This window comes from Achromobacter arsenitoxydans SY8 (genome assembly GCF_000236785.1).
GTDB classification, from domain to species: Bacteria; Pseudomonadota; Gammaproteobacteria; order Burkholderiales; family Burkholderiaceae_B; genus Achromobacter; species Achromobacter arsenitoxydans.
Genome location: NZ_AGUF01000007.1, coordinates 46,653 through 69,390 on the forward strand (window position 1 = coordinate 46,653; position 22,738 = coordinate 69,390).

Genomic DNA, 22,738 nt, shown 5'->3' on the forward strand with positions numbered 1-22,738 from the left:
CCTAAGAATACCTTGACCTCGCCCGCCCGTTGCGCGCCTTCCAGGGAACGGCCCATCGGGGGCCTGGCCGGGCCGGCGTCATTTTTTGGTCATCTACAATGCGGCCAGTTGCCGTGCGCGAAGAGGCGCCGGCCAGCAACACACAGGCAGCATGACCCGCGCGAAGAAATCAGCCCCCAGAAGGAAAGCCCCGGCAAGCAGGAGCAAGGCAGGAAGCTCCAGCGGCATCTATCGGTTCCTGCGTACATTCGTCCTTACGTCGCTGGCCAGTTTTGGCGCAGCCACGTACGCGCTGAATCCGCAATGGCGCGCGCACTTTTCCCCCGACGAAATCCTGGCGCGCCTTAAGTGGCCGAGCGAGGAACAATTCGCGCCCGCCGCGGCGCCAACTGGCGGCATGGCGCACACCCGGTTCGCCGAATGCCCGCAGTTTTTCCCGAAGGAGCGCCCGCCCGTCGTGCCCGCCAGCCAGACGCTGCGCGAGCTCTGCTTTTCCACCTTTGCCATTCTGCACAATGGCCAGACAAAGACGCCGGTCTTCGTGGCGGAGCGGCTGAACCGGAAGTTGCTGACCCAGGCCCAGGGCATGCCCCGAACGGACAAGTTCTATGCCGAGGCCCGCGTGCCTCGCGCGGAACGCGCCGAGCTGGTGGATTACCGCGGGTCCGGCTATTCGCGCGGACACATGGCGCCGGCGGGAGACATGTCGACCCGCGAGGCCATGGCGCAGAGTTTCTCGCTAGCCAACATGGTGCCGCAGGACCAGACCCATAACGCCGGCCCCTGGAGCCAGATCGAGCAGGACACCCGGAAGTACGCGATGCGCGCCCCCGGCGACGTGTACGTCTTCACCGGCCCCTACTATGGCGACAAGCCCAAGGCGATCGGGTCGGGCGTGGCGGTGCCCAGCCACATCTTCAAGGTGGTCTATGACGCGACGACGGGAAGATCCTGGGTGCATTGGCAGGCCAACAGCGCCCACACCAGCGCCGGCGCGCCCATCAGCTACGAGGAATTCGTGCGGCGCACGGGCATGCAGCTGCTGCCCGCCAGCACGAACTGACAACCCGCCGCCGGACTACTTAGGCCGCGGCGACGGCAAGCCCTGGTCCACTGCGGGCCACTCGCCCGCACGCAGCCGCGGCAGGCACTGCACCATGGCTCTGGCCACGTTGCGCACCTCTTCCTGGACCGCCTTGTCCCGGTCCAGGTCCGCATGGCTGGTGGCGTAGGGGGTGTAATAGCCGATGTAGCGATCCAACCGGGATGCGGTTCCGGCGTCGACCAGGCCCATCCAATCGAGCCAATCGCTCAGGGCCCGCCGCTGGCCTTCGATGCCGGCCACGTCGCCATGCACGACCAAGCCATACGCCCGCCCGGCCAAGTGCTTCGGATACGGCCATCCGTCCAATTCAAGCCGCTTGGCTTTCAGAGGGTCCTTGCCCGAGGTCGTGGTGGGATCAGGATTGCCGCCGTCGGCGCATACGAGCCGGTCTATCATCAGTTTCAAGGGGCTGGGGGACTGGTACCAGTAAGTCGGCGCCACCAGCACCACGCCGTGCGCCGCCACCCATTGCTCATAGATGCCGTTCATCGCATCGTTATCCTGCCCAAGCGAATGATTCGGATAGCAGCTACAGGGCCAATGGCAAAGCGGCATCGCCGTGGACACGCAGCCTTTGCAGGGATGGATGAGGTACTGGTACTCGGAAGTCAGCCGGCTCAGGTCCAGCATGTCCGCATGCATCCCGGCGGATTCGATCTCTTCCCGCACGATGTGCGCAAGCCTCCAGCTTTTCGAGATTTCGCCGGGACAGGTGCCGTCGTTGCGCGCCGAGCCGATGATCACCAGCACACGTGTTCGCGTGCCAGGCTCGCGCTGGATCTGGGCCGCGCGTTCAAGGCGGTCGTGCGCGTCCTTCCACTCCACCGACAGATCGTAGGCCGGGTCGGCATAACCGGGACCAGCCTTTTCGGTAAGGGGGGCTTTGCGCCCTTGCTCATAGGCGTCCCAGGCAATGGCCTCCAGCCGTTCCAGCGCTTCGCTTTCGGCCTGGAAGGCGGGATCGTAAAAACGGCGCATGAAGCGCAGCCGGAAGGCATCGCGCGCCAACTCGCCGGCATATTGTCCGGTGCGGACTTCGAGCGTGGATTTGGCCATGGTGATCTGCCTGCGGACACGGGCCTGTGCCAGCAGCAAATCTCGTTCCTGCGGTTAATCCAGCCGGCGGACAGCGAGCGTCGCGTTGTTGCCGCCCATGCCAAAGGAGTTGCTGAGCGCCAGCCTCAACCCCGGCAGCGCGCGCGCAGATCCCGGCACGCAGTCCAGATCGCAATGCGCGTCTCCGGGCTCGAAAAACAGCGTGGGCGGCACGACGCCTCGGGAAACGGCCATGGCGGTCACCGCCGCTTCGATGGCTCCCGCCGCGCCGATCGCATGGCCGATCGCCCCCTTGATGCTGCTGACCGGCAGGTCGCTTGCCCTTGGGCCGAACACCCGCCTGATCGCGGCGGTCTCGATGCGGTCGCCGACCAGGGTCCCCGTCGCGTGGGCGTTGATATACCCCACATCATCCAGCGCAAGACCACCGTCCGCCAGGCAGCGCGACATCGCCAACGCCTGCCCGTCCGGATCCGGACGCAGCGGGTGCGTGCCATCGTTGCTGACGCCGTAGCCGCAGATCTCCGCGATGGGCGTGGCCCCACGGGCGGCGGCGTGTTCGGCCGATTCCAGCACCAGCATCGCCGCCCCTTCGGCCAGCGCGAATCCGGTGCGTCGAAGGCTGAAGGGCCGGCAGCTTCCGTCATGCGCGTTGTCGGGATCCGCGCACAGCACGTGCAACTGGGCCCAGGCCGCCATGATGATCGGCGTCAGCATGGACTCGGTTCCGCCGGCAATCGCCACGTCCAGATAGCCGTCTCGAATACGGCGGAAGGCCTCGCCGATGGCGACCGCCCCCGCCGAACAGGCGGTTGTGTAGGTCTGCGCTTCCGCCTGTGTCCTGAGCTGCTGCGCGATGTGCGCCGCCGGGGCATTCGGCATGGTTGCGGGCACGACCAGCACGGTGCGCCTGGGGACGACACCGTGATAGGCCTCGACCGCCTCGCACAACGTCGAGACCCCGCCTATGCCCGTTCCCACGAACACGCCGCAACGGACCTTCTGGGAGTCGTCAAGACCGGCCTGCGCCATTGCCTCGCCTGCCGCATGCTGCGCCATCAGCGTAACGCGATCCATCATACGCACCTGGGCCGGATGCAATCCGGCGCTGACGTCCTCCCGCACGTAACCGACGCGACGATCAATGCCGCTGCCGTCCAGCCGATCCACGCCGCAGTTGCCCGCAAGCAGCGCGCTGAATGTCTGGCCGGCCGTGCCGCCGACGGGCGTCACCATGCCGATGGCGGTGATCACGACTTTCCTGCGTTCCATGATGGTCCGTTCCCGCTAATCCTTCGGCGCCGCGCCCGGGTCTGCCGCTACCGTGGGCGCCGCTGCGCGGGCAGCCTTGCCGTCGGCCTGCGCGGCGCGGCGCTCAGCCGCAAGCGCCATCCGCGCCGCGACGCTGCCCTCTTCAGGCCCCAACGCAAGGCGCCCGGCCACGATACGCATGTAGGCCATCAACTCGGATAGATCGCCGGGGAACGCACTGGTGATCTCCTGCGCGCCCGATGCATGATCCTTGGGCAGCATTTCGTCGGTCGGGATATGGAACTCGGTTTCGATTTCCAGCAGGATTTCCAGAATGGCCAGGGAATCGAACTGCGTAATCACTGCGTAAAACGGTTGGTCCTCGAGCAACGGGGCGGGCTCGCACCGGCACACGTTGGCAATGATGGCGGCGAGCCTTGCGCGCAAGACGGCGTCATCGGGCAGCATAGGAATTTCAGGGGGAGTCGGCATGTCCGGATACCTCTGTTCAACTATAGGTGAAAGTCAAAGTCGCCGTCGCACGCACAGGGCCCGCCGTGAGGGTGGTGTTCACCTGCTGGTAGCTGGCGCCGACCTGATACGTCCAGTCAGTCGTGGGAAGCGCGCCGACCGCCGATCCCAGGTTGCGCTCCGCCAACCCCATGGTGGGTACACGAAAAACACCCGACGTAACGTCATAGACCCACAGCTTGACTCCCACGCCTGTCGCGCGCGTGCCGGACGCGTCCACATTGGATAGTGTCGCGGGATAGCCGCTTATCGTGGTGCCGGAGATTGACATGGTGGGCGCGGCGCTTCCCTTGGCGGTACAGCGAACCTGCAACGTGGTGGACTTGAACCCGGCGTTGCCGCCTTTCACTGCAGCAATCGTGGCATCCGGCAACGTCAGGTTTAGTGCTGCTGTGTTCGTAACCGCACAGGTCGGACGCGTAATCGCGACGTTGCCAAGGACTCCTATCCGGTACAGGCCTGCGGGAAGCGTCACGCCCGCGCCCGTCACCGTGGTCGAGCCATAGACATTCACCGTGCTTAATGTGCCCGGGACGATCTCTTCTCCGGTGGCGACGAATTCAATCCGCGCCATGGCGCCCCGCGACCGGTCGGAGTCGAACGGAAACGCCAACACCCCGGAGGCATAAGGATTCGAGTACGTTACGGGCGCAAGCTGATTATCGTTAGCGTCGATGTAGTAGTAGTAGACGCGATAGCCTATCCCCTGAATATTGGTCTTGTAGATATCTGTGGACCCGGACAACAGCGATCCGTTGCCCTGGAATTGCTCCATGACCCCGGGCGGACAGTTGTACAACGGCGAGACCTGCCCTTGTGCCCCGCCGTCCAAACTGTATAACGACGTCTGTGCTGCAAACAGCACTTCGCCACGGCTTTTCGGCTCGGTCGGCGCCCACGAGGACCGCCCGATCGGCAGCCAATGCTGATTGCTCGTGAATGCGTCGTACCATGTTCCGCTGGGTCCGCGCCCGCCGTTGGTGTTGACTGAACACCTGACCGCCCGACCATCCAGCGGCCCCGCCGACACCTCCTGAACGGCGCCCATGACGCCCAACATTGCGCAGCACAGCGCGGCAATCGCGCGGCAGGATCTCCGTGGCCCCGCCCCTTGCGTCGCAGCCGGAATCATTGCATTCAGGCGCATATCAGCTCCTTGCCCGCCTCATCAGCGCCAGTCTCCTGCGCGGAAGTGTCGATTTCAAATGAACAATGCTGCTCGCTGGCTCCGCCCCACTTCACGGTAAACCGGCTCACCCCCTGCAGGCCGGTCAGCCAGGCGCGGCCGACGGGACCAACAATGCCCCGCTGCTTCCCATCGGCCTCGTGGATGGCGGAACCGAACGGGATGGTGGCGCCCGTAGGACTCTTGAGCACCACCAGAATCGTCCGGCCCAGTTCTGTCTCGAATTTCGCGACCACGATCGCGCCGCGCGTGGGAACGACCGTCGCCACGTTCCGCCCGAGCATCGCTTCGATATTGTCGAAATCGGGGCGTAACGAAATCCGGTTTTCCCGGTAAGGCGTGGCTGAAGGCACCAGCGCCCTGCCCGCGCTATTCGTCCGGACGCCCGGATAGGCCTCCACGATCAGGTTGGCGGCGCCGGGGGCCTCCACGATGACGGCTGTTTCGCCGATGTTCTGCCCAAACAGCACTCCCTTGCTGTCGACCACCACCGCGCCGCTGAAATCGACGTTTGTGTTGGACGCCCCGGCGTTATAGCCGTGGCTCAGGTTCGCCTGGCCCACCGGTGACGCGTAGCCCACCGCGGCATAGCCCCGCCCGCCGCCCTGAGAGCCGCCGCCGACGCCTGCCTGCACCGCATAGGTCAGGGCATAGTCGTCCGTTAACGCGCCGCTCAAGTTGGCGTCGTGGGCGGTCCCCTGGCCCTGGATGCGGCTCATGGTGTAGCTTGCGTTGTGCCTGCCGCCCAATGGCAGGCTGAGCGTCAGCATGACTGTCGACTGACGCTTCTGCCACGGGCTGGTGTTGACGCCATAGTTCAGCGCATAACCCACTTGCCCAACCGCGCTGGAAAAGGAAAACTGCGCAAAGGATGCATTGCGCGGCGCGTTCCGATAAGTAATGCCGTAATAGTTGAACGACAATGAGCTCGCCTTGCCGATGCGCTGGGATAGCCACAGCTGGTACTCGTGCATCCGCTCGTAGCCCCTGAAGCGGCCGATCTCGCTGCGCTCCCGCACCGCCTCATCCAGGCTCCGGTAGCCGTCGGAGTTGTACCGGTATCCAGCCAGCGTCAGGTCGGTTCCCATTTCGGGAAACGCCTTGGCGTACTGGATCCGCGCCGCGGCGCCCACCAGTTTCCCGCCATCCGCCGCTTGCGTGCGCGAGGACGTTACGTCGGCAGACACCGCACCCAGTTCCCTGAGATTCAGGGCCAGGCCCGCGGCGCCTGCATGATATCCCCCCTGCGCGCTCGTCAGCCCGCCATATGCAGTCATGCCCAGCGGCAGGCCATGCGCCAACGTCAGCTGCGCCATCAAGGGACGATCGTCAACATAGGCTTGGCGATGCTGGCCCACAGCAAAGCTGTAGTTCCACGTTCCCTCGCGCAGCATCGTGGGCAATGCCGAAAACGGCTGGGAAAGGCGGGTAGTGCGGCCGCCCAGTTCTTCAATCGTCACTTCGAGATCGCCGGCGCCCGGCGTGGAGAACAAGTCGTCGATAACGAAAGGGCCCGCCGGCACGAAGGTCGTGTAGATCGCATAGCCGTTCTGCCGGATGGTGACCTTGGCGTTGGAGGGCGCTACGCCCCGCACCACCGGCGCGTAACCGCGCTGGCTGTCCGGCAGCATCCCATCGTCGGATTGCAGGAGCACTCCGCGGAACCGCGAGGCATAGAAAATATTCCCGGGCGTCGAGCTATCGCCCACGCGCAGCCAGCCTCGCCACCGCGCAATGTCGCGCTCGGCGTACAAATCGCTCAGGTCCCATTCGGAACGCGCCGCGCTACCGTAGTAGCTGCCATTGGCCCTCAGACGCCACGCGCCAAGATTGAATCCATTCCGGAAGCTCGCGAAGGTGGAATTGCTGGCCCCGCCGCCCGCTTCACCAGAGAACCTGGCCGCGTTATGGGAAACGCGGTACGAGGACCAGAATGCAGTCGTGCCGTTGTCCCAGAGTTCGGGGGCAATGGCTCCACGGGCCTTGCGGTCCATAGCGGCCTGCGCAATGGACAAGTTCAGTACGTTCTTGTCCTGGTCATAGTGCGCTTCGGCCGTCGGCAGAGCCCGCAACACGGCGGCGCAGTTCGCCGGATCCAGATCCTGCAACGCGGGAAAGGCCTCGACCTTGACTCCCATTTCCTTCAACAGCGCCACGGTGAAACAAGGCTGCGCGTCTTCCTTGCCCTCTTGGGAGGTGAATTCGATTTCACGCACACCGAAGGTCTGGCGATTCAAGCTGATAAGTACCGACTTCCTGCCCGGAAGCACGCGATTCGAGAATGCGAACACAGACAGGTCAACACCGGTTGAACCTGCCTTCTGGTGCAAAAAGCTGCTGTCGAATGTGGCCGCTTCCTGGGTTGTCTCAGCCGCGATGCTGCAGCTGGCGCTTACGGCCAGGATCGCGACTGCCGATACATCAACGGCAGTACGGATCAGATTCTGTTTCACGGTTTGCGCCCGTCGGAAGCCTCTGCCTCAAACTGTGCGGAGGCCTCCGGCCAATCTTCCACCACACCGTAGTCGTTGACGACTTTCGCCCGCACGGCCAAGGTCCCATTCGGACATTTGGCAAGCGGCAGCCTGGTCGTGGCTAGCGGCTTAGCCACGACAGTGCGTCCAAACCCGCCGCCTTCGCCGGCCACCTCGATCGCCGAGAAATTGACGGTGAAGACCGACGCATTCCTGGCCGCGAGCTGACAACCCGAGCCGTCTTTCACCCACGACCATTGCATCAATGACGCGCCGCGCGGCGATTCCCGGATGGCTTCCGGACGATAGAAGAGCTTGATGCGCGTGCGCGTGGCAAGCGTCAGGCTGTTTTCATTGGCGCCCGCCTTCTTTTGCGGAATCTCCAGCACGTTCAGCCAGTAATAGCTCTCTCGGTCGCCCGGAAGGTCCGCGCCGACGCGAGAGATGCTGAGGCTGCGCTCGGCGCCGCCATCGAAGCGGCTCAAGGGCGGGGTCACGAAGAACGGCGTTTCCATTTCCTCGGACTCGCCGTCGATCCATGCCTGGACGACAAAGGGATCACCGCCATGGTTTTTTGCGAAAACAGATACGTTCTTGTCCTTCTCGTTGAAGATGACGCGAGTGCTGGACAGTTGCACGGCCGCCTCCGCGGAACCGGCCGCCAACGTCCCGAGCGCGGCGATAACGGGGAGCAGATTTCTGAGGAATTTGTTCATGAGTCTGTCTAGCGGCTCGCGTAAAGCGACCCCGCCAAAGTTTGCAGTGAAGAAGGCGTGCGCCCAGGCAAGCCGGCCAGAACGGGCGCAAACGGGAATCAGGAGTACGTCAGCGTTATCGTCGCGGTGGCATTGGCCGTTCCGGATCGCATCGCCGGGGCGCCTACAGGCTTGACATAAAGACTCGTGAACGTGAATGTGTTCTGCGTCGAGTTCACATTGAAGGGATATGACGCCCCGCCATCCATGCGCACGGTGATTCCCGAACCATGCACACTGTCATTCGTGCGAACCTGTACGCCGAATCCCGTAGCGGTTCCCGCGCCCGCCGTCAACGCAAGAGAAGTGTTGCTTCCATACGCGAGGGTGCCATTGAACTTAAGGTTCGCCGACTGCAGCGTGGTGATGTCGCAAGCATTCAGGGTCACCGTGAACGGCTTCCAGTATTGCGAGGCCGGGGTGCTTGAAGCCGTGAACTCCGAAATCGGCACATCACCCATGGCGACCGCGTTCACCGATATGGAGCATGGCGTGGCGGTGATACGCCCCGTGATGTTCAAGGTTGCCGTCTGGCCGTGCGCAACACATGCCGCGGACAGAAGCACTGCCGCGACACTTGCATTTGCAATGTTGATATTCATGTAGTCATCCAGCGCCCCTGCGTAGCTCGGCAGGCGCCATATAAGTGCAAACATTCCTGACAGAAAGCGCCAGGACAGCGACCGCCTCTTCGCGTTCAGCGGAAATCCCGCCAGGGCATTGAGCCGATGTTTTTGTTATTGCGAATAGAGTTCAGTGCAGCGGGCCGGACGCTTCCGGCCCGCTGCTCATCAACTAGCGCAGATTACGAATAGGTAACTTCGAACACCGCACGGGCATTGGCCGGACCAGCGGTGACCGTCGCCGCCGTGGATTCGTAGAACGCCTTGAAGTTGATGATGTTGGTGCCTTCCGCCAACGTGTAGCTGACGCCGGCGCCACCAACGACCACCTCATTGCCGCGCTCGTCGACCAGGCCCACGGCAACGCCTTGCGCGCCGCTTCCGTTTTCCAGGCCAAGCAGGCGGGTATTGACGACACTGCCAGCCCCGGCGCGGAAGGAGATCGCGGCGGTATGCATTATCTCGGTGTCGCAATTAAGCAGCGCGATGGAGAACGGGCTTTGCGGCCCCTTGTCGCCGACGGCCGCAAAGTAGTTGGTGGAAATGCTGCCCATGCTGACGACCATATCGGAGCCTTGCTGGCCGCCGCCGATCGAGCAAGGCGACGTGGTGATCTCGCCTTGGAACGAAATGTTGCCCGTATCTGCGGATGCAATGCCGGCAACGGCCACCAGGGTAGAGGCGATCAGGGTGTTGAGAACGAGCTTTTTCATGGCTTTTAAACCTAATTGTGTTGAAAGGAAAAAACTGAAGTGGCGGATGAAGTTCCGTCGGATGCTTGCTTGCGGATTCGACAGGTGGATGCTCCGGCCTGGATACGCGCCACACGCGCAAGGCAGCCCAACAGCCGGTTTCCCGGCCAAAACACCCATCGGCGCACGATGCGTCCCAAAAGGTGCGGCTGCTTGCTGACGCCCAGTTCGTACTTCAGGTCGGCGACCATCCACCGAACGACCACAGCAAGCCTTTTTGCCAGCGGCGGATGCTTGCGCATCAACCGCAGACAAGGGATAGCCCAGACGCGATAACCAAGATGACTCGTCGGGGAGAATTTCTTTGCGCAATGGGTCGCGTCGTACACCCAGTCTTGGACGGAAATGAGGTCGAGACGGCGCAGTTCGTTGCACACGATCTTCCGTTCGTAGTCGACCCATATGCCCAGCTTGCTCATGCGATTCACCTTGTCAGTTGACAGGCGCACAGGCGGTCTGCGAGCCCGGCGCGCTGGGTTGGGACCGCTTCCACTGGAGAGCCCGGGTCAACACCACGTAGCCCAGCCAAAGAAGCAACAGGAAAGGAAGTCCGATGCGCAGCGTGGACGAAAATGCGTCGACGGCCATCGTGGACATTGCGATTGCAGCGATGAGGACCGCGCAACATCCCGCCGTGAGGGCCCCCAAGCGCCTGGGTTTGGAACCGTCCGCCGCCGGGACGTAACGGCCGCGCCAGTAGCGCAGGCAGGTCAGGAAGATCGCGAACCACACGCCCAGCAGACCGGTCGTCGCGACCGCGGTCGCGATGGTGTGGAACCCGTCGGCGGACCACGCGTTGACCAGGAATACCGTTAATGAAAGGCCCGCCGTCGCAATAACGGCCCGCGCAGGACCGCTGGCGGAGGATCGGCCAAGCACGCCAGGCGCCTGCCCCGCGCGCGCCAGGCTGAACAACATTCGCGACGCGCAATACATCTGGCTGTTCAAGACAGACAACACGGTGACCACCACCAGCACCCGGAACAGGGTGTTGGGCCACGGCATGCCGGCCAGTTCCAACAGCGTGGCAAAGGGGGGCTGAAACAGGGATACCTTGCCGCTGTGGACCAATGCCGCCGACGCCGTGACCGCTGCAAGCGCCAGACCCACGACTGCCAACGAGGCAAGGCGCATGCCGCGCCGCAGCGCCTGGGCCGTGGCCTTCGTTTCGGCTGCCACGATGGCCAGCGACTCGATGCCGACGAAGCCCAGCACAGCAAGCAGGAATGCCTGCCAGACGCCTGAGAACGGCACGTTCTGAATCACTAAGGAGAGATCAACCGGTGCGCGCGCCGGCATCTGGGCACCGGACACGGCGTAGTGGAAAGCCAGGCCAACAAGCGCAACAAGAGCGAGAATCTTGGCAGCGGAAAGCGCGACTTCGCAGCGCGCGAAGGATCGTGCTCCGAGCACGTTTACCGCGGCAATGCCTGCGAGCGCCGTCGCCAGCATCAGACCGGCATTGATCTGCGGCGCCCAGGCCCGGACCACCGGCGCAAGCAGAGATACTTCCGTCCCGATAATCAGGACGAATGAAATGAAGTATGCGGCGCGCACCATGAACCCCGCAGCGGGGCCCAGATGGGATTCTGCATAGGAACCGAATGCGCCGGGAGTGGGATATCTTGCGGCAAGGAGACTCAAGCAGGCCATCAGCGCTAGCGCCACTAGCGCCCCGGCCAAATACGCCGGAACCGCTGCGAGACCAGCGGCAAACAGCGGAAATGCGCTGCCCGATACCAGGCCATAACTGATGACAGTACCGAACGCGACCATGGACATCTGGCCACCGCTTAGGACGGCTGGCAGGCCCGCCTCTCGGAGGATAATGCTGCTGATACTCATCGCTTCTTTGGACTCTGGAGGCCGGCGTGATCTTCAATGCTGAAGATCACGTGTTTCATCGAATTTCCGCAGACGGCCACGATCTCACCGTGGCGCAACTGTAGATGTCCGGACACCGCGCGTATGTAGAAAGATTACGAATAGCGCTTACCAAACAACGTTCAAATAGAAGCGGGAAACATCAAGCGAGAGATCCCGATGTTTGCTCTTTCGGAACATGCATATTTGTGATCGGCAGCATCGGGACAATTGCTCCAGGCCAGCGCTGCGCACGGTAAGGCAAGGCAAGCCGCGACCGACATATTTGAAATATTTATTGAGTGCGCGTGCGGCAAATGGGGACGCGCTGAGAACTGAGGACGGTGAAGCCCCGAGGATGGATCAGTGATCCAGAGCGCCGGGCCGACCGAGAGCGGGACGAACGATGCGTTGAAGGCTGATCTCCAGCCCGTTGCCGAAAACGCCAAAAACACAAAGGCCGTTAGTGAACATGGTCACTAACGGCCTTTGGATGGATTGGCCAGGGCGGCGCGATTGCCGTATCAGGTCAAGGCGTTAGCCCATAGAACTTCATCGGCTGGCAGTCGCGATGCACTTCCTGCGTATGCAAATAGCGCTTCAAGCACTCGATGTTCTTCCTAACCCGCGTTGCTTCTTCCGGCGACAGGGAGTGAAGTATCTCGTCTGCAGCCAGTGCGGATTGATACTGTCCCATCGCGTTGTTCATGTCGCCATTGACCCCAAGCTGTGTGCCCCCACGCTGCCCCCGAATTTCCCCCAACATCTTTAAGTTAGACGTGACATATTCATCCAAGACATGCGGGCCAGGATAGCGAATGGCACTTTCACCAAACGACTTAGCAGCGGCGGACCAGTATTTGCGCTGCTTGTATCTCGTGCCCTCTTGAAAGAAAAATTCGGCAACTTTTCTGTCTCTCCCTTCCGGATTGTCCTGAAGCCATTTGGCAACAGCCTCGGGGCTAGACAACTGTTGCTGGGTCAAGAATTCGTCTGCAAATGAGCTGCCGCAAAGGCCCAATGCGAAGATAAAACTAAGCCACAACTTTGACAGTACCGACCGTTTTCCCATCATTGCTCCTGCACAGAATCAGATACCGATAAAGCTCTGTCCACCAGGTTTGTTGGACAGCCCCGAACCTGTGCCGCTGCCGATGGCCGTGCCCATATAGGTCGCTGCAACCGTCACCGCGCCGCTGCCGGCGCCTATTGGACCGTTACCGCCCCCACCTCCTCACAGGCTCGTAACGTCAGTTCTCTCGTTATTCTTCCTTTAACAAAAAATTCATTCATCCACCCAATCCCCGACGACAATCGACACGGTAAGCAGCAGCGTGAAAACGATGGGATTGAGCTGTCTCGTCCAGTTCTTGCCCTGAATTTTTCTGAGTATCTGATGCCCCCCGAAAATAATGACCGCAACAACTAGGTTGATTGCAAGCACAGACCAAAACTCGGAGGCCGTACGTAAAGACCATTGCACGCCAAGAAGCTCCATCACTTTCTCCGTTCATCGTTGCGCACCCATGATCCACACGCATGGCGCGTCTCATGCAGAAGCCAAACCATATAGTGTTTTGTAAAGCCGTTCTGACAAATGGCTGACTATCAATGAAGTTCGAAGAAGGGCCCACCTGCTCCCCGTGATTAGTACGAAATCCACGGAGCCCGCCACCGGCAGCTCCAAAAAACACAAAGGCCGTTAGTGAACATGGTCACTAACGGCCTTTGGATGGATTGGCCAGGGCGGCGCGCTTCTGGCAAGCATTCGCGATGCACTTCCTGCGTCTGCAAATAGCTCTTCAAGCACTCAACGTTCTTCCTAATACTCCGCTCCAACAGCCGCTCATCCGCCCCGCATTGCGCACAAATTGAAAAGGCCGTTAGTGATCAGTATCACTAACGGCCTTTGACTTATTGGTCGGGGCGGTGGGATTCGAACTCACGACCCTCTGCTCCCAAAGCAGATGCGCTACCAGGCTGCGCTACGCCCCGAAGGGTGGGAACTATACCAGAATCCGGGCGAAAGCCGCGAAAGATTGTTTAGGGATCAGCCGAAGCGGCCCGTGATGTAGTCTTCCGTTTCCTTGCGCGAGGGCTTCACGAAGATCTGGTCGGTCTGGCCGAATTCCATCAGTTCACCCAGATACATGTACGCCGTGAAGTCCGAGCAGCGCGCCGCCTGTTGCATGTTGTGCGTCACGATGACGACGGTGTAGTCGTTCTTCAGTTCGGCGATCAGCTCTTCGATCTTGGCCGTGGAAATCGGGTCCAGCGCCGAGCACGGTTCATCCAGCAGCAGCACTTCCGGCTTGATCGCGACGCCGCGGGCGATGCACAGGCGCTGTTGCTGGCCGCCGGACAGGCTGTTGCCGTTCTGGTGCAGCTTGTCCTTCACTTCGTTCCACAGCGCCGCCTTGCTCAGGGCCCATTCCACGCGCTCGTCCATCTCGCCTTTGGACAGGCGCTCGAACAGGCGCACGCCGAAGGCGATGTTGTCGTAGATGCTCATGGGGAACGGCGTGGGCTTCTGGAAGACCATGCCGATCTTGGCGCGGATCAGGGAGATGTCGGTCTTGGCCGTCAGCAGGTTCTCGCCGTCCAGGATGATTTCGCCCTCGGCGCGCTGGCCGGGGTACAGCTCGAACATGCGGTTGAACGTGCGCAGCAGCGTCGACTTGCCGCAGCCCGACGGGCCGATGAAGGCGGTGACCTTCTTCTCCTGGATCGACATGTTCACGTTGCGGATCGCGTGGAACTTGCCGTAGTAGAAGTTCAGGTTCTTGACCTCGATCTTGTTCTTGACGGCGGTAGCGGTGTTTTCCATTGGGTTTCCCTTGGCTCCGGCGCGACCAGCGCGCCGGCAAAGCGATCTTTTCTTTACTTGCGGAACATGTTGCGGGCAATGATGTTGATGCCCAGCACCAGCAACGTAATCAGCGTGGCGCCGGCCCAGGCCAGGTTGTTCCAGTCCTTGAAGGGGCTGGCGGCGTATTGGTAGATGACGACCGGCAGGTTGGCCATCGGCGCGTTCATGTTCCAGGACATGAACTGGTTGGACAGCGCTGTGAACAGCAGCGGCGCGGTTTCGCCAGAAATCCGGGCGATCGCCAGCAGCACGCCGGTGATGATGCCGGACTTGGCGGCGCGATAGCACACCAGGGTGATCATGCGCCATTTCGGGCAGCCCAGCGCGGCCGCGGCCTCGCGCAGGCTGTTGGGCACCAGCATCAGCATGTTGTCGGTGGTGCGCACCACCACCGGAATCACCAGGATGGACAGCGCGACCGCGCCGGCCCAGCCGGAGTAATGCCCGACCTGCGCCACGTACACGGCGTAGATGAACAGACCGATGATGATGGACGGCGCCGAGAGCAGCACGTCGTTCAGGAAGCGCGTAGCCGGCGCCAGCCAGCCGCGGTGGCCGTATTCGGCCAGGTAGGTGCCGGCCAGGATGCCGACCGGCGTGCCGATAAGCGTGCCCACGCCCGCCATCATCACACTGCCGACGATGGCGTTGATCAGGCCCCCGCCCTGTCCCGGCGGCGGCGTGATTTCGGTGAAGAGCGTGTACGACAGCGCCGGCGCACCCTTCATCAGCAGCGTCAGAATGATCCAGAACAGCCAGAACAGGCCGAACGCCAGCGTTCCCATCGAAATGGCGAGCATGACGCGGTTGACCGCGCGGCGCCGGCGATAGATGCCGTTCTGCATGTTGAGTACGGATTCAGCCATGGTCTTTTCCTTGTGCTCCGGGCGCGTCAGGTTTTCTTGCCTTCACCCGCGGACAGGCGAACCAGCAGCGCCTTGGCCAGGGCCAGCACAATCGTCGTGATGAGGAACAGGATCAGACCCAGCTCCAGCAGCGCGGCCTTCTGTATGCCGCCTGCCTCATTGAATTCGTTGGCGAGCGCCGAGGCGATCGAGTTGCCCGGGGAAAACAGCGAGCCGGACCACTTGAACGCGTTGCCGATCACGAAAGTCACGGCCATGGTCTCGCCCAGGGCGCGGCCCAGGCCGAGCATGATGCCGCCGATGACGCCCGACTTGGTAAAGGGCAGCACCACGCGCCACATCACTTCCCAGGTGGTGCTGCCGAGGCCGTAAGCCGATTCCTTCAGCATCGCGGGCACCAGCTCGAACACGTCGCGCATCACGGCCGCGATGAACGGGATGATCATGATCGACAGGATCAGGCCGGCGGTGAAGATGCCGATGCCGAATGGCGGCCCCGCGAACAGTCCGCCAATGATGGGCACGCTGCCCAGCGTGGCGATCAGGAAGGGCTGCACGTACTGCTGGAACACCGGCACGAAGACGAACAGGCCCCACATGCCGTAGATGATGGACGGAATGGCCGCCAGCATTTCGACGGCGGTGCCCAGCGGGCGGCGCAGCCAGGTCGGCGACAGTTCGGTCAGGAAGATGGCGATCCCGAAGGACACCGGGACGGCGATGATCAGGGCGATAGCCGAAGTCAGCAGCGTGCCGATGATCGGCACCACGGCGCCGTAATTGGAATTGACGGGATCCCAATCGTTGAGCCACAGGAACGACAGGCCATATTTGGCCAGCGATTCGCGGCTGCCGTAGATCAGGGAGACAAGGATTGCCGCCAGCAGTATGAACACCAGGAAGGCGAACGTGCGGGTCAGATTCTTGAACAGCGCATCCATCAGCGCGTTTTTGTTTTGCTTCATAGGCGAAGGCGTGCCGGTAGTCACGGAATCCGCCACGCTGGGCGGAAGCGGCACACTATTATCCATTACCGCGCTCATGGATGGACTTTCCTTAGGAAACCTGGGGGAACAACAGGTAGGTCATGATGCAGGCGGCGGCCCCGTCCGCCACTGGGCGTCGGGGGCCGCACGATCCCGCTTTACTTCCAGACAGCCTTGCCGTCTGCGGACTTCACTTCGCCCCAAGCGGCGCGGATTTCCTTGGTCACAGCTTCCGGCAGCGGCACGTAGTCCATGGCTTCAGCCGACTTGGCGCCGTTCTTGAACGTCCAGTCGAAGAAGTCCAGGACCGCCTTGCCCTGAACCGGCTTGTCTTGCGACTTGTGGATCAGGATGAAGGTGGCGGCGGTGACGGGCCACGAATCGGCGCCCGGCTCGTCGGTCAGGACCACGCCCATGCCCGGCGCGCTCTTCCAGTCGGCGTTGGCTGCCGCGGCGGCGAATGCCTTCTGCTCGGGCTGGACGAACTTGCCGTCCTTGTTCTGCAGTTGCGTCCAGGCCAGCTTGTTCTGCTTGGCGTAGGCGTATTCGACGTAGCCGATCGAGTTCTTCAGCTGGCCGACGTAGGCGGCGACGCCTTCGTTGCCCTTGCCGCCCTGGCCGGTGGGCCACTTGACGGCCTTGCCTTCACCGACTTGCGACTTCCAGTCAGGCGACACCTTGGACAGGTAGTTCGTCCAGCCGAAGGTGGTGCCCGAGCCGTCCGAGCGGTGCACGACGATGATGTCGGCGGCCGGCAGCTTGACGTCGGGGTTCAGCGCCTTGATGGCGGCGTCGTCCCACTTCTTGATCTTGCCCAGGAAGATGTCGGCCAGGACCTTGCCCGACAGCTTCAGCTTGCCCGGCTCGACGCCGTCGATATTCACCACGGCCACGGTGCCGCCGATCACGGCGGGGAACTGCAGGAGGCCGTGCTTTTCCAGGTCGGCTGCCTTCATCGGGTCATCCGAGGCGCCGAAGTCGACCGTCTTGGCGATGATCTGCTGCTGGCCGCCGCCCGAACCGATGGACTGGTAGTTCACCGCGCTGTTGGTCGCGGCCTTGTAGTCGGACGCCCACTTGGCGTAGATCGGGTACGGGAACGACGCACCGGCGCCGGTAACATCGGCGGCCTGGACGGCAAACACGGCGGCGCTCAGCGCGACGCCCAGGGAAACTTGCTTGAAGACACGTTTGAACATCTGGGTTCCTTCTGTGCTCGTTAGAGGAGTCTTTGGCAGGCTTTGGTTACTGCCTGTCTTTCAGCGACCCTCGCATCTTAGAAGCCCAACGTGACAGGATAGTGACAGTCATATTCCTAGGGCATATCCCCCCCGAAGTGCTGCGCGCTTCACCCCCAGGGGGGCGCCGGTGACGGACCGGCGGAGCCGGATCCGCGCGGTCTGGCTTGGGAGGGAGTGCCTCGAAGGCTGTCGTTTGCCGGTGGCGGGTTAGCGGGGACGGATAATTTTGGCGCGATTATTCTCGCCCTGAATGCGATTCGCCTCCGTTGCAGGAGGCGAATATTTGGGGGCGGATCTAGCCTCTGCCTGGGCGTTACACGCCCAGCTTCTGCATCAGGAACTGATGCAGGTTGAAGGGCTCGCGGCGGCTCTTGACGCGGGCGTAGTCGCCGTCCGGCTGTTGCTGCCAGGCAAGCTGGTTGTCGCGCAGGGCGTAGGTGAAGGCCTCGTCGATGACGCGCTTTTTGAGCGTCTTGTCGTAGATGGGGAAGGCGATTTCGACGCGGCGGAAGAAATTGCGGTCCATCCAGTCGGCGGACGACAGGTACACGGTCTCCTCGCCTTCCGCATAGAAATAGAAGACGCGGGAGTGCTCCAGGAAGCGGCCGACGATGGAGCGCACGCGGATGTTTTCGGACAGTCCGGGGACGCCGGCGCGCAGCGCGCAGACGCCGCGCACGATCAGGTCGATCTTCACGCCCGCCTGGCTGGCCTTGTAGAGTTCCTCGATGATCTGCTCTTCCAGCAGCGAATTCATCTTGGCCATGATGCGCGAGCGCTTGCCCGCCTTGGCCGCGCGCGCCTCGGCGCGGATCAGCGACACCATGCCCTCGTGCAGGGTAAAGGGGGACTGCATCAGCGACTTGAGGGCCCGGCGGGCGCCCAGCCCGGTCAACTGCGCGAACACCTTGTCCATGTCCTCGCACAGCTTCGGATCGGCGGTCAGCAGCCCGAAATCGGTGTACAGGCGCGCCGTGCGTGGGTGATAGTTGCCGGTGCCCAGGTGGGCGTAGCGGCGCAGGCGCCCCTTTTCCCGGCGCAGCACCACGGCCATCTTGGCGTGCGTCTTGTGCGCCACCACGCCATAAACGACATGCGCCCCCACCTCTTCAAGCTTGGAGGCCCAGTTGATGTTGGTCTGCTCGTCAAAGCGCGCCATCAGCTCCACCACTACCGTCACTTCCTTGCCGGCGCGCGCCGCCGCCAGCAGGATCTTCATCAGCTCGGAATCTTCGCCCGTGCGGTAGATGGTCTGCTTGATGGCCATCACGTCGGGATCCAGGGCGGCCGCAGTCAGGAAGTCGATGACGGGCTGGAACGACTGATAGGGATGATGCAGCAGGCAGTCGCGCTCGGCGACAGCCTCGAACAGCTCGGCGGGCTTGTCGCCCACGCGGTCGAACGGCGCCGGCACCGGCGCGCGGTAGTCGGGAAACAGCAGGTCCGGCCGGGCCGTGTTGCACAGCTGCATCAGGCGCGACAGGTTGACCGGCCCGGGCACCCGGTAGGTGTCGTCGGGCTTGAGGGAGAATTCCCGCTGCAGGAAGGTTTCGAGTTCGGGCGGGGTCAGCTTGTCGATTTCAAGGCGGACGGCCGCGCCGAAATTACGCTGGGAAAGCTCGCCCTGCAGCGCATGGCGCAGGTTGGTGACTTCTTCCTCGTCCACGAACAGGTCGCTGTTGCGCGTGACCCGCCACTGGTAGCAGCCCAGCATTTCCAGGCCCGGGAACAGTTCGCCCACGAAGGCCCGCAGCAGTGACGTAAGCAGGATGTAGCCGTCCGGCTGGCCGGAGAGTTCCTGCGGCATCTTGATCAGGCGCGGCAAGGCGCGCGGCGCCTGGACGATGGCGATCGACGCCTGGCGGCCAAAGGCGTCGGCGCCGGACAGCGACACGATGAAATTCAGGCTCTTGTTGTAGACCCGCGGGAACGGGTGTGCCGGATCCAGCCCGATCGGGGTCAGGAGCGGCATGACATCGCGGTGGAACACGTCGCGCGCCCACTCCTGCTGCTGCGGATTCCATTCGGACGCGTGATGCAGCGAGATGCCCTCGGCATGCATGGCCGGCAGGATCTCGTCATTGAGCAAGTTGTACTGGCGCCCCACCAGTTCATGCACCGCCTGCTGCACGCAATCGAACGCCTGGTCCGGCGTCATGCCGTCGGATCCGACCAGATTGGGAGACTGGCGCTGCTGCTCTTTCAAACTGGAAATCCGGATCTCGAAGAACTCGTCCAGATTGGAACTGACGATGCAAACGTAGCGCAGCCTTTCCAGGAGCGGTGTCTTCGGATTTTCCGCCATCGCCAGCACGCGTTCGTTGAATTTGAGCAGCGACAATTCGCGATTCATGAGCAGAGGCTCGCCAGGCGGGCGTGTGGGCATACCGAATTCCATACGAAAGGAGAGCGTGAAGTTTTACTGCAAAATAGTGACGGTTCTATGACAGCGTCCATTCACTAGGGTACGTCAAATACGGGACACATGGAGCATGCTATCGGCGCTTCCAAGCGCCTGTTCCGTAAGCAAAAACCCGTAGCGGAAGGCGTTGTCACATGGGGTCTCTATAATCGTTCCACCTCACAGCCAATATTACGAGCCGCATGGATCAACTTCTGGCCGCGGTGGACCTCGGGTCCAACAGCTTTCGCCTCTCCATCGGGCGCATCGTTCAACAGGACGGTACGCCCCAGATCTACCAGATCGACCGCCTCAAGGAAACCGTCCGGCTCGCCGCCGGCCTGGACGCAGAAAAACGGCTTGGCGACGACGCCATCGACCGCGCCATCGCCGTACTGGAACGATTCGGCGAGCGCCTGCGCAGTTTCCACCCCAACCGGGTCCGGGCAGTCGCCACCAACACATTCCGCGTCGCGCGCAACACCCGCGACTTCCTGCCCCGGGCGGAGGCGGCGCTGGGCTTTCCCATCGAAGTCATCGCCGGCCGCGAAGAAGCCCGGCTGATTTTCTCGGGCGTGGTGCACACCCTGCCCCCCTCCCCCAACAAGCGGCTGGTCATCGACATCGGCGGCGGGTCCACCGAGGTCATCATCGGCAAGGGCCACGAGCCCGGCCTGATGTCATCGCTATACATGGGGTGCGTCAGCTACAGCCGCCAGTTCTTCTCGGACGGCGTCGTCGATGCCCACCAGATGAAGCAGGCCGAACTGGCCGCCCGCCGCGAAATCGAAGTCATCGCCAAGCAATACCGCAAGATGGGCTGGAAAGAAGCCTACGGCTCCTCGGGCACTGCCAAGGCGCTGTTCGCCATCCTGACCGAAGGCGGGTATTCCGACCGCGGCATCACGCGCGTCGGACTGACCAAGCTGAAAGACCGGATCGTGCGTTCGGGCCGGGTCATCCCGTCCGAATTGCCCGGCATCAAGATCGAGCGCGCCGACGTGCTGCCCGGCGGCCTGGCCATCATGAGCGCGCTCTTCGACGAACTGGGCATCGACGTCATGCACACGGGCGACGGCGCCCTGCGGCTGGGTGTGCTGTACGACCTGCTGGGCCGCGACGACGAGCACGACAAGCGCGATGAATCGGTGCGCCAGTTCATGAAGCGCTACCACGTCGACGCCAACCAGGCGCGCCGCGTGCGCCACGCCGCGCTGAGCCTGTTCGACTCCATGTTCCCGGAAGGCCAGGAGCGCGCCGAATTGCGCCCCGCCCTGGGCTGGGCGGCGGACCTGCACGAAGTGGGCCTGTCCATCGCGCACAACGCGTATCACAAGCACACCGCGTACGTGCTGGAAAACGCGGACATGCCGGGTTTCTCGCGCGCAGACCAGCAACTGCTGGCGCTGCTGGCGCTGGGGCACCAAGGCAAACTGAGCAAGCTCGAGCCGCTGGTGCGCAGCCGCCCGCAATGGAAGGCCATACTCAGCCTGCGCCTGGCGGCGCTGCTGTTCCGCCGCCGCGGCGAGATCGAACCGCTGCCGCTGACGGCATCGGTGCGCGACAACTCCATCGTGGTGCGCGTCGACCGCAAATGGCTGGCGCAGCACCCGCTCAGCGACTTCACGCTGCGCGCGGAAGAAGCCGAATGGAACAAGGTGGGGTTTTCGTTCGAACTGCTGGAGTTCTGACAGAGCCAGAGGGCGGCGACGCCGCCCTTCCTGGCCGCCGGCCTGGCGCCTAGAACGGCGACAGGTCGGTTTCGCGCTCCAGTTGGCGGAGCTCCATGCGCAGCGGCCGGGTCGCCCGCCGTATCAATCTGATGGTCATCCGGCGGAGCAGGCGGCGCATGGCAGTCAGCGCTGGCTGTTGGCCACGGCCGGCTGGTCCAGGCCGAAATGGCGGCGGTAGCGCTCGTCCATGCGCCCCATCTTCAGCAGCACCGGAAAGTCGGCAGCATTGAAATCCGGGTCCCATGCGGGTTCGCCACAGACCTTGGCGCCCAGCTTCAGATAGCCCTTGATCAGCGGCGGAACCCGTGCCGGCAGCGTGCTGTTGAGCTTTTCAACCGGATAGCGGTGCAGCGGCACGACCCGGGGATCGTCGCCCTGCGGCATGTGCTTGGCGACGGTGCGCCACACTTCGGCGGCGGTCACGCCGTCGTCGCGCAGGCTGACGCTGGCGCAGCCCAGGACGTACTCATATCCGCCGCGGCGCAGGTATTCGGCCAGGCCCGACCACAGCAGCATGATGACCGCGCCGCCGCGGTAGTCGGCGTGTGTGCAGGAGCGGCCGACTTCAACGATTTCGTCGCGGATGGCGCCCAGGCCGGACAGGTCGAATTCGGATTGCGAGTAGTAGCCGCCCGCCTCGCGCGCCTTTTCCGGCGTCAGGATGCGGTAGGTGCCGACCACGCGGTCGGTGTCGAGCTCGCGAACCATGAGGTGTTCGCAATAGGGGTCGAAGCGATCCTGTTCGATGCCATCGTGGGCATCGGGAAATACCGCGCCCATGTCCTCGGTGAAGACGTCGTAGCGCAGACGTTGTATCTGCTCGATTTCCTCTGCCGTGCGCGCCAGGCCGACCGCCAGGACCTTCGGGGCAGTGCCCGTCCAGGGTTCAGCGGCATTACGGGTCGGATTGATGCGTGCTAGTTCCAGCATTGCGCGAAGCTCCTAGAGAGTCCAGCCAGTGTGGACGCCCTGTATGTCAATGACTTGACCAATATGTTACGTGACTATGAAGTTTAGTTCGGGGCCAACCAATCCACTTTTGGTGA

At 62.7% G+C, this 22,738-nt stretch carries 20 protein-coding genes and 1 tRNA gene; 2 read left to right on the forward strand and 19 right to left on the reverse strand.

The features are described from left to right. Nucleotides 1-151: 151 nt before the first annotated feature. A complete protein-coding gene (locus KYC_RS01225; RefSeq protein ID WP_081477964.1) occupies nt 152-1,063 on the forward strand; it encodes a DNA/RNA non-specific endonuclease in 912 nt (303 codons plus the stop codon). Between the two features lie 15 nt (nt 1,064-1,078). On the opposite strand, the gene KYC_RS01230 is transcribed toward KYC_RS01225, so the two are convergent. The 18 genes from KYC_RS01230 to ppk1 form a co-directional block, all read right to left on the reverse strand. Then, entirely contained in the window at nt 1,079-2,161 is a 1,083-nt protein-coding gene (locus tag KYC_RS01230; RefSeq protein WP_043517259.1) for a flavodoxin family protein, read from the reverse strand. A 54-nt stretch (nt 2,162-2,215) separates the two neighbouring features. After that, nucleotides 2,216-3,433 carry a beta-ketoacyl-[acyl-carrier-protein] synthase family protein gene (locus KYC_RS01235; protein ID WP_008158015.1) on the reverse strand — a complete coding sequence of 406 codons (1,218 nt, stop codon included), beginning with the start codon at nt 3,431-3,433 and terminating at the stop codon, nt 2,216-2,218. A gap of 15 nt (nt 3,434-3,448) precedes the next feature. Continuing rightward, a complete protein-coding gene (locus KYC_RS29800) occupies nt 3,449-3,880 on the reverse strand; it encodes an acyl carrier protein (protein ID WP_008158016.1) in 432 nt (143 codons plus the stop codon). Between the two features lie 40 nt (nt 3,881-3,920). Beyond that, on the reverse strand, nt 3,921-5,090 hold the full coding sequence (locus KYC_RS01245; RefSeq protein ID WP_008158018.1) for a fimbrial protein: 1,170 nt from the start codon (nt 5,088-5,090) through the stop codon (nt 3,921-3,923). After that, nucleotides 5,081-7,582: a fimbria/pilus outer membrane usher protein gene (locus KYC_RS01250; protein ID WP_238531867.1), complete on the reverse strand. Its 2,502-nt coding sequence runs from the start codon at nt 7,580-7,582 to the stop codon at nt 5,081-5,083. The genes KYC_RS01245 and KYC_RS01250 overlap by 10 nt, the downstream gene beginning before the upstream one ends. Next, nucleotides 7,579-8,319, reverse strand: a complete 741-nt coding sequence (locus tag KYC_RS01255) for a fimbrial biogenesis chaperone (RefSeq protein ID WP_008158022.1) — start codon at nt 8,317-8,319, stop codon at nt 7,579-7,581. The genes KYC_RS01250 and KYC_RS01255 overlap by 4 nt, the downstream gene beginning before the upstream one ends. A 98-nt stretch (nt 8,320-8,417) precedes the next feature. Beyond that, on the reverse strand, nt 8,418-8,960 hold the full coding sequence (locus tag KYC_RS28525) for a fimbrial protein (protein ID WP_081477965.1): 543 nt from the start codon (nt 8,958-8,960) through the stop codon (nt 8,418-8,420). Nucleotides 8,961-9,163: 203 nt separating this feature from the next. After that, the gene (locus tag KYC_RS01265; RefSeq protein WP_008158025.1) at nt 9,164-9,694 is read right to left on the reverse strand and encodes a fimbrial protein; all 531 of its coding nucleotides are present in this window, start codon (nt 9,692-9,694) and stop codon (nt 9,164-9,166) included. An 11-nt stretch (nt 9,695-9,705) separates the two neighbouring features. After that, nucleotides 9,706-10,152 carry a hypothetical protein gene (locus tag KYC_RS29395; RefSeq protein WP_139026484.1) on the reverse strand — a complete coding sequence of 149 codons (447 nt, stop codon included), beginning with the start codon at nt 10,150-10,152 and terminating at the stop codon, nt 9,706-9,708. A gap of 13 nt (nt 10,153-10,165) precedes the next feature. Next, on the reverse strand, nt 10,166-11,578 hold the full coding sequence (locus KYC_RS01270) for an amino acid permease (RefSeq protein ID WP_008158027.1): 1,413 nt from the start codon (nt 11,576-11,578) through the stop codon (nt 10,166-10,168). Between the two features lie 547 nt (nt 11,579-12,125). Then, nucleotides 12,126-12,581, reverse strand: a complete 456-nt coding sequence (locus KYC_RS01275; RefSeq protein WP_139026485.1) for a hypothetical protein — start codon at nt 12,579-12,581, stop codon at nt 12,126-12,128. A 300-nt stretch (nt 12,582-12,881) separates the two neighbouring features. Then, nucleotides 12,882-13,094: a hypothetical protein gene (locus tag KYC_RS01280; protein WP_008158032.1), complete on the reverse strand. Its 213-nt coding sequence runs from the start codon at nt 13,092-13,094 to the stop codon at nt 12,882-12,884. 420 nt (nt 13,095-13,514) lie between these two features. Beyond that, nucleotides 13,515-13,591 (reverse strand) — tRNA-Pro (locus KYC_RS01285). A 55-nt stretch (nt 13,592-13,646) separates the two neighbouring features. Continuing rightward, on the reverse strand, nt 13,647-14,423 hold the full coding sequence (gene pstB / locus KYC_RS01290) for a phosphate ABC transporter ATP-binding protein PstB (RefSeq protein WP_008158034.1): 777 nt from the start codon (nt 14,421-14,423) through the stop codon (nt 13,647-13,649). Nucleotides 14,424-14,476: 53 nt separating this feature from the next. After that, the gene (gene pstA, locus KYC_RS01295; RefSeq protein WP_008158036.1) at nt 14,477-15,331 is read right to left on the reverse strand and encodes a phosphate ABC transporter permease PstA; all 855 of its coding nucleotides are present in this window, start codon (nt 15,329-15,331) and stop codon (nt 14,477-14,479) included. 26 nt (nt 15,332-15,357) lie between these two features. Beyond that, the gene (gene pstC, locus KYC_RS01300) at nt 15,358-16,374 is read right to left on the reverse strand and encodes a phosphate ABC transporter permease subunit PstC (RefSeq protein ID WP_008158038.1); all 1,017 of its coding nucleotides are present in this window, start codon (nt 16,372-16,374) and stop codon (nt 15,358-15,360) included. Nucleotides 16,375-16,475: 101 nt separating this feature from the next. Continuing rightward, nucleotides 16,476-17,516, reverse strand: a complete 1,041-nt coding sequence (pstS, locus tag KYC_RS01305; protein ID WP_008158040.1) for a phosphate ABC transporter substrate-binding protein PstS — start codon at nt 17,514-17,516, stop codon at nt 16,476-16,478. A gap of 355 nt (nt 17,517-17,871) precedes the next feature. Next, nucleotides 17,872-19,944, reverse strand: coding sequence for a polyphosphate kinase 1 (gene ppk1, locus KYC_RS01310; protein ID WP_043517240.1), 2,073 nt, complete (start codon nt 19,942-19,944; stop codon nt 17,872-17,874). 218 nt (nt 19,945-20,162) lie between these two features. Here ppk1 and ppx point away from each other — a divergent pair, with 218 nt between their 5' ends. Next, nucleotides 20,163-21,650, forward strand: a complete 1,488-nt coding sequence (ppx, locus tag KYC_RS01315; protein WP_008158044.1) for an exopolyphosphatase — start codon at nt 20,163-20,165, stop codon at nt 21,648-21,650. A 165-nt stretch (nt 21,651-21,815) separates the two neighbouring features. On the opposite strand, the gene KYC_RS01320 is transcribed toward ppx, so the two are convergent. Beyond that, on the reverse strand, nt 21,816-22,622 hold the full coding sequence (locus KYC_RS01320) for a GNAT family N-acetyltransferase (RefSeq protein WP_008158046.1): 807 nt from the start codon (nt 22,620-22,622) through the stop codon (nt 21,816-21,818). Nucleotides 22,623-22,738 lie beyond the last annotated feature (116 nt).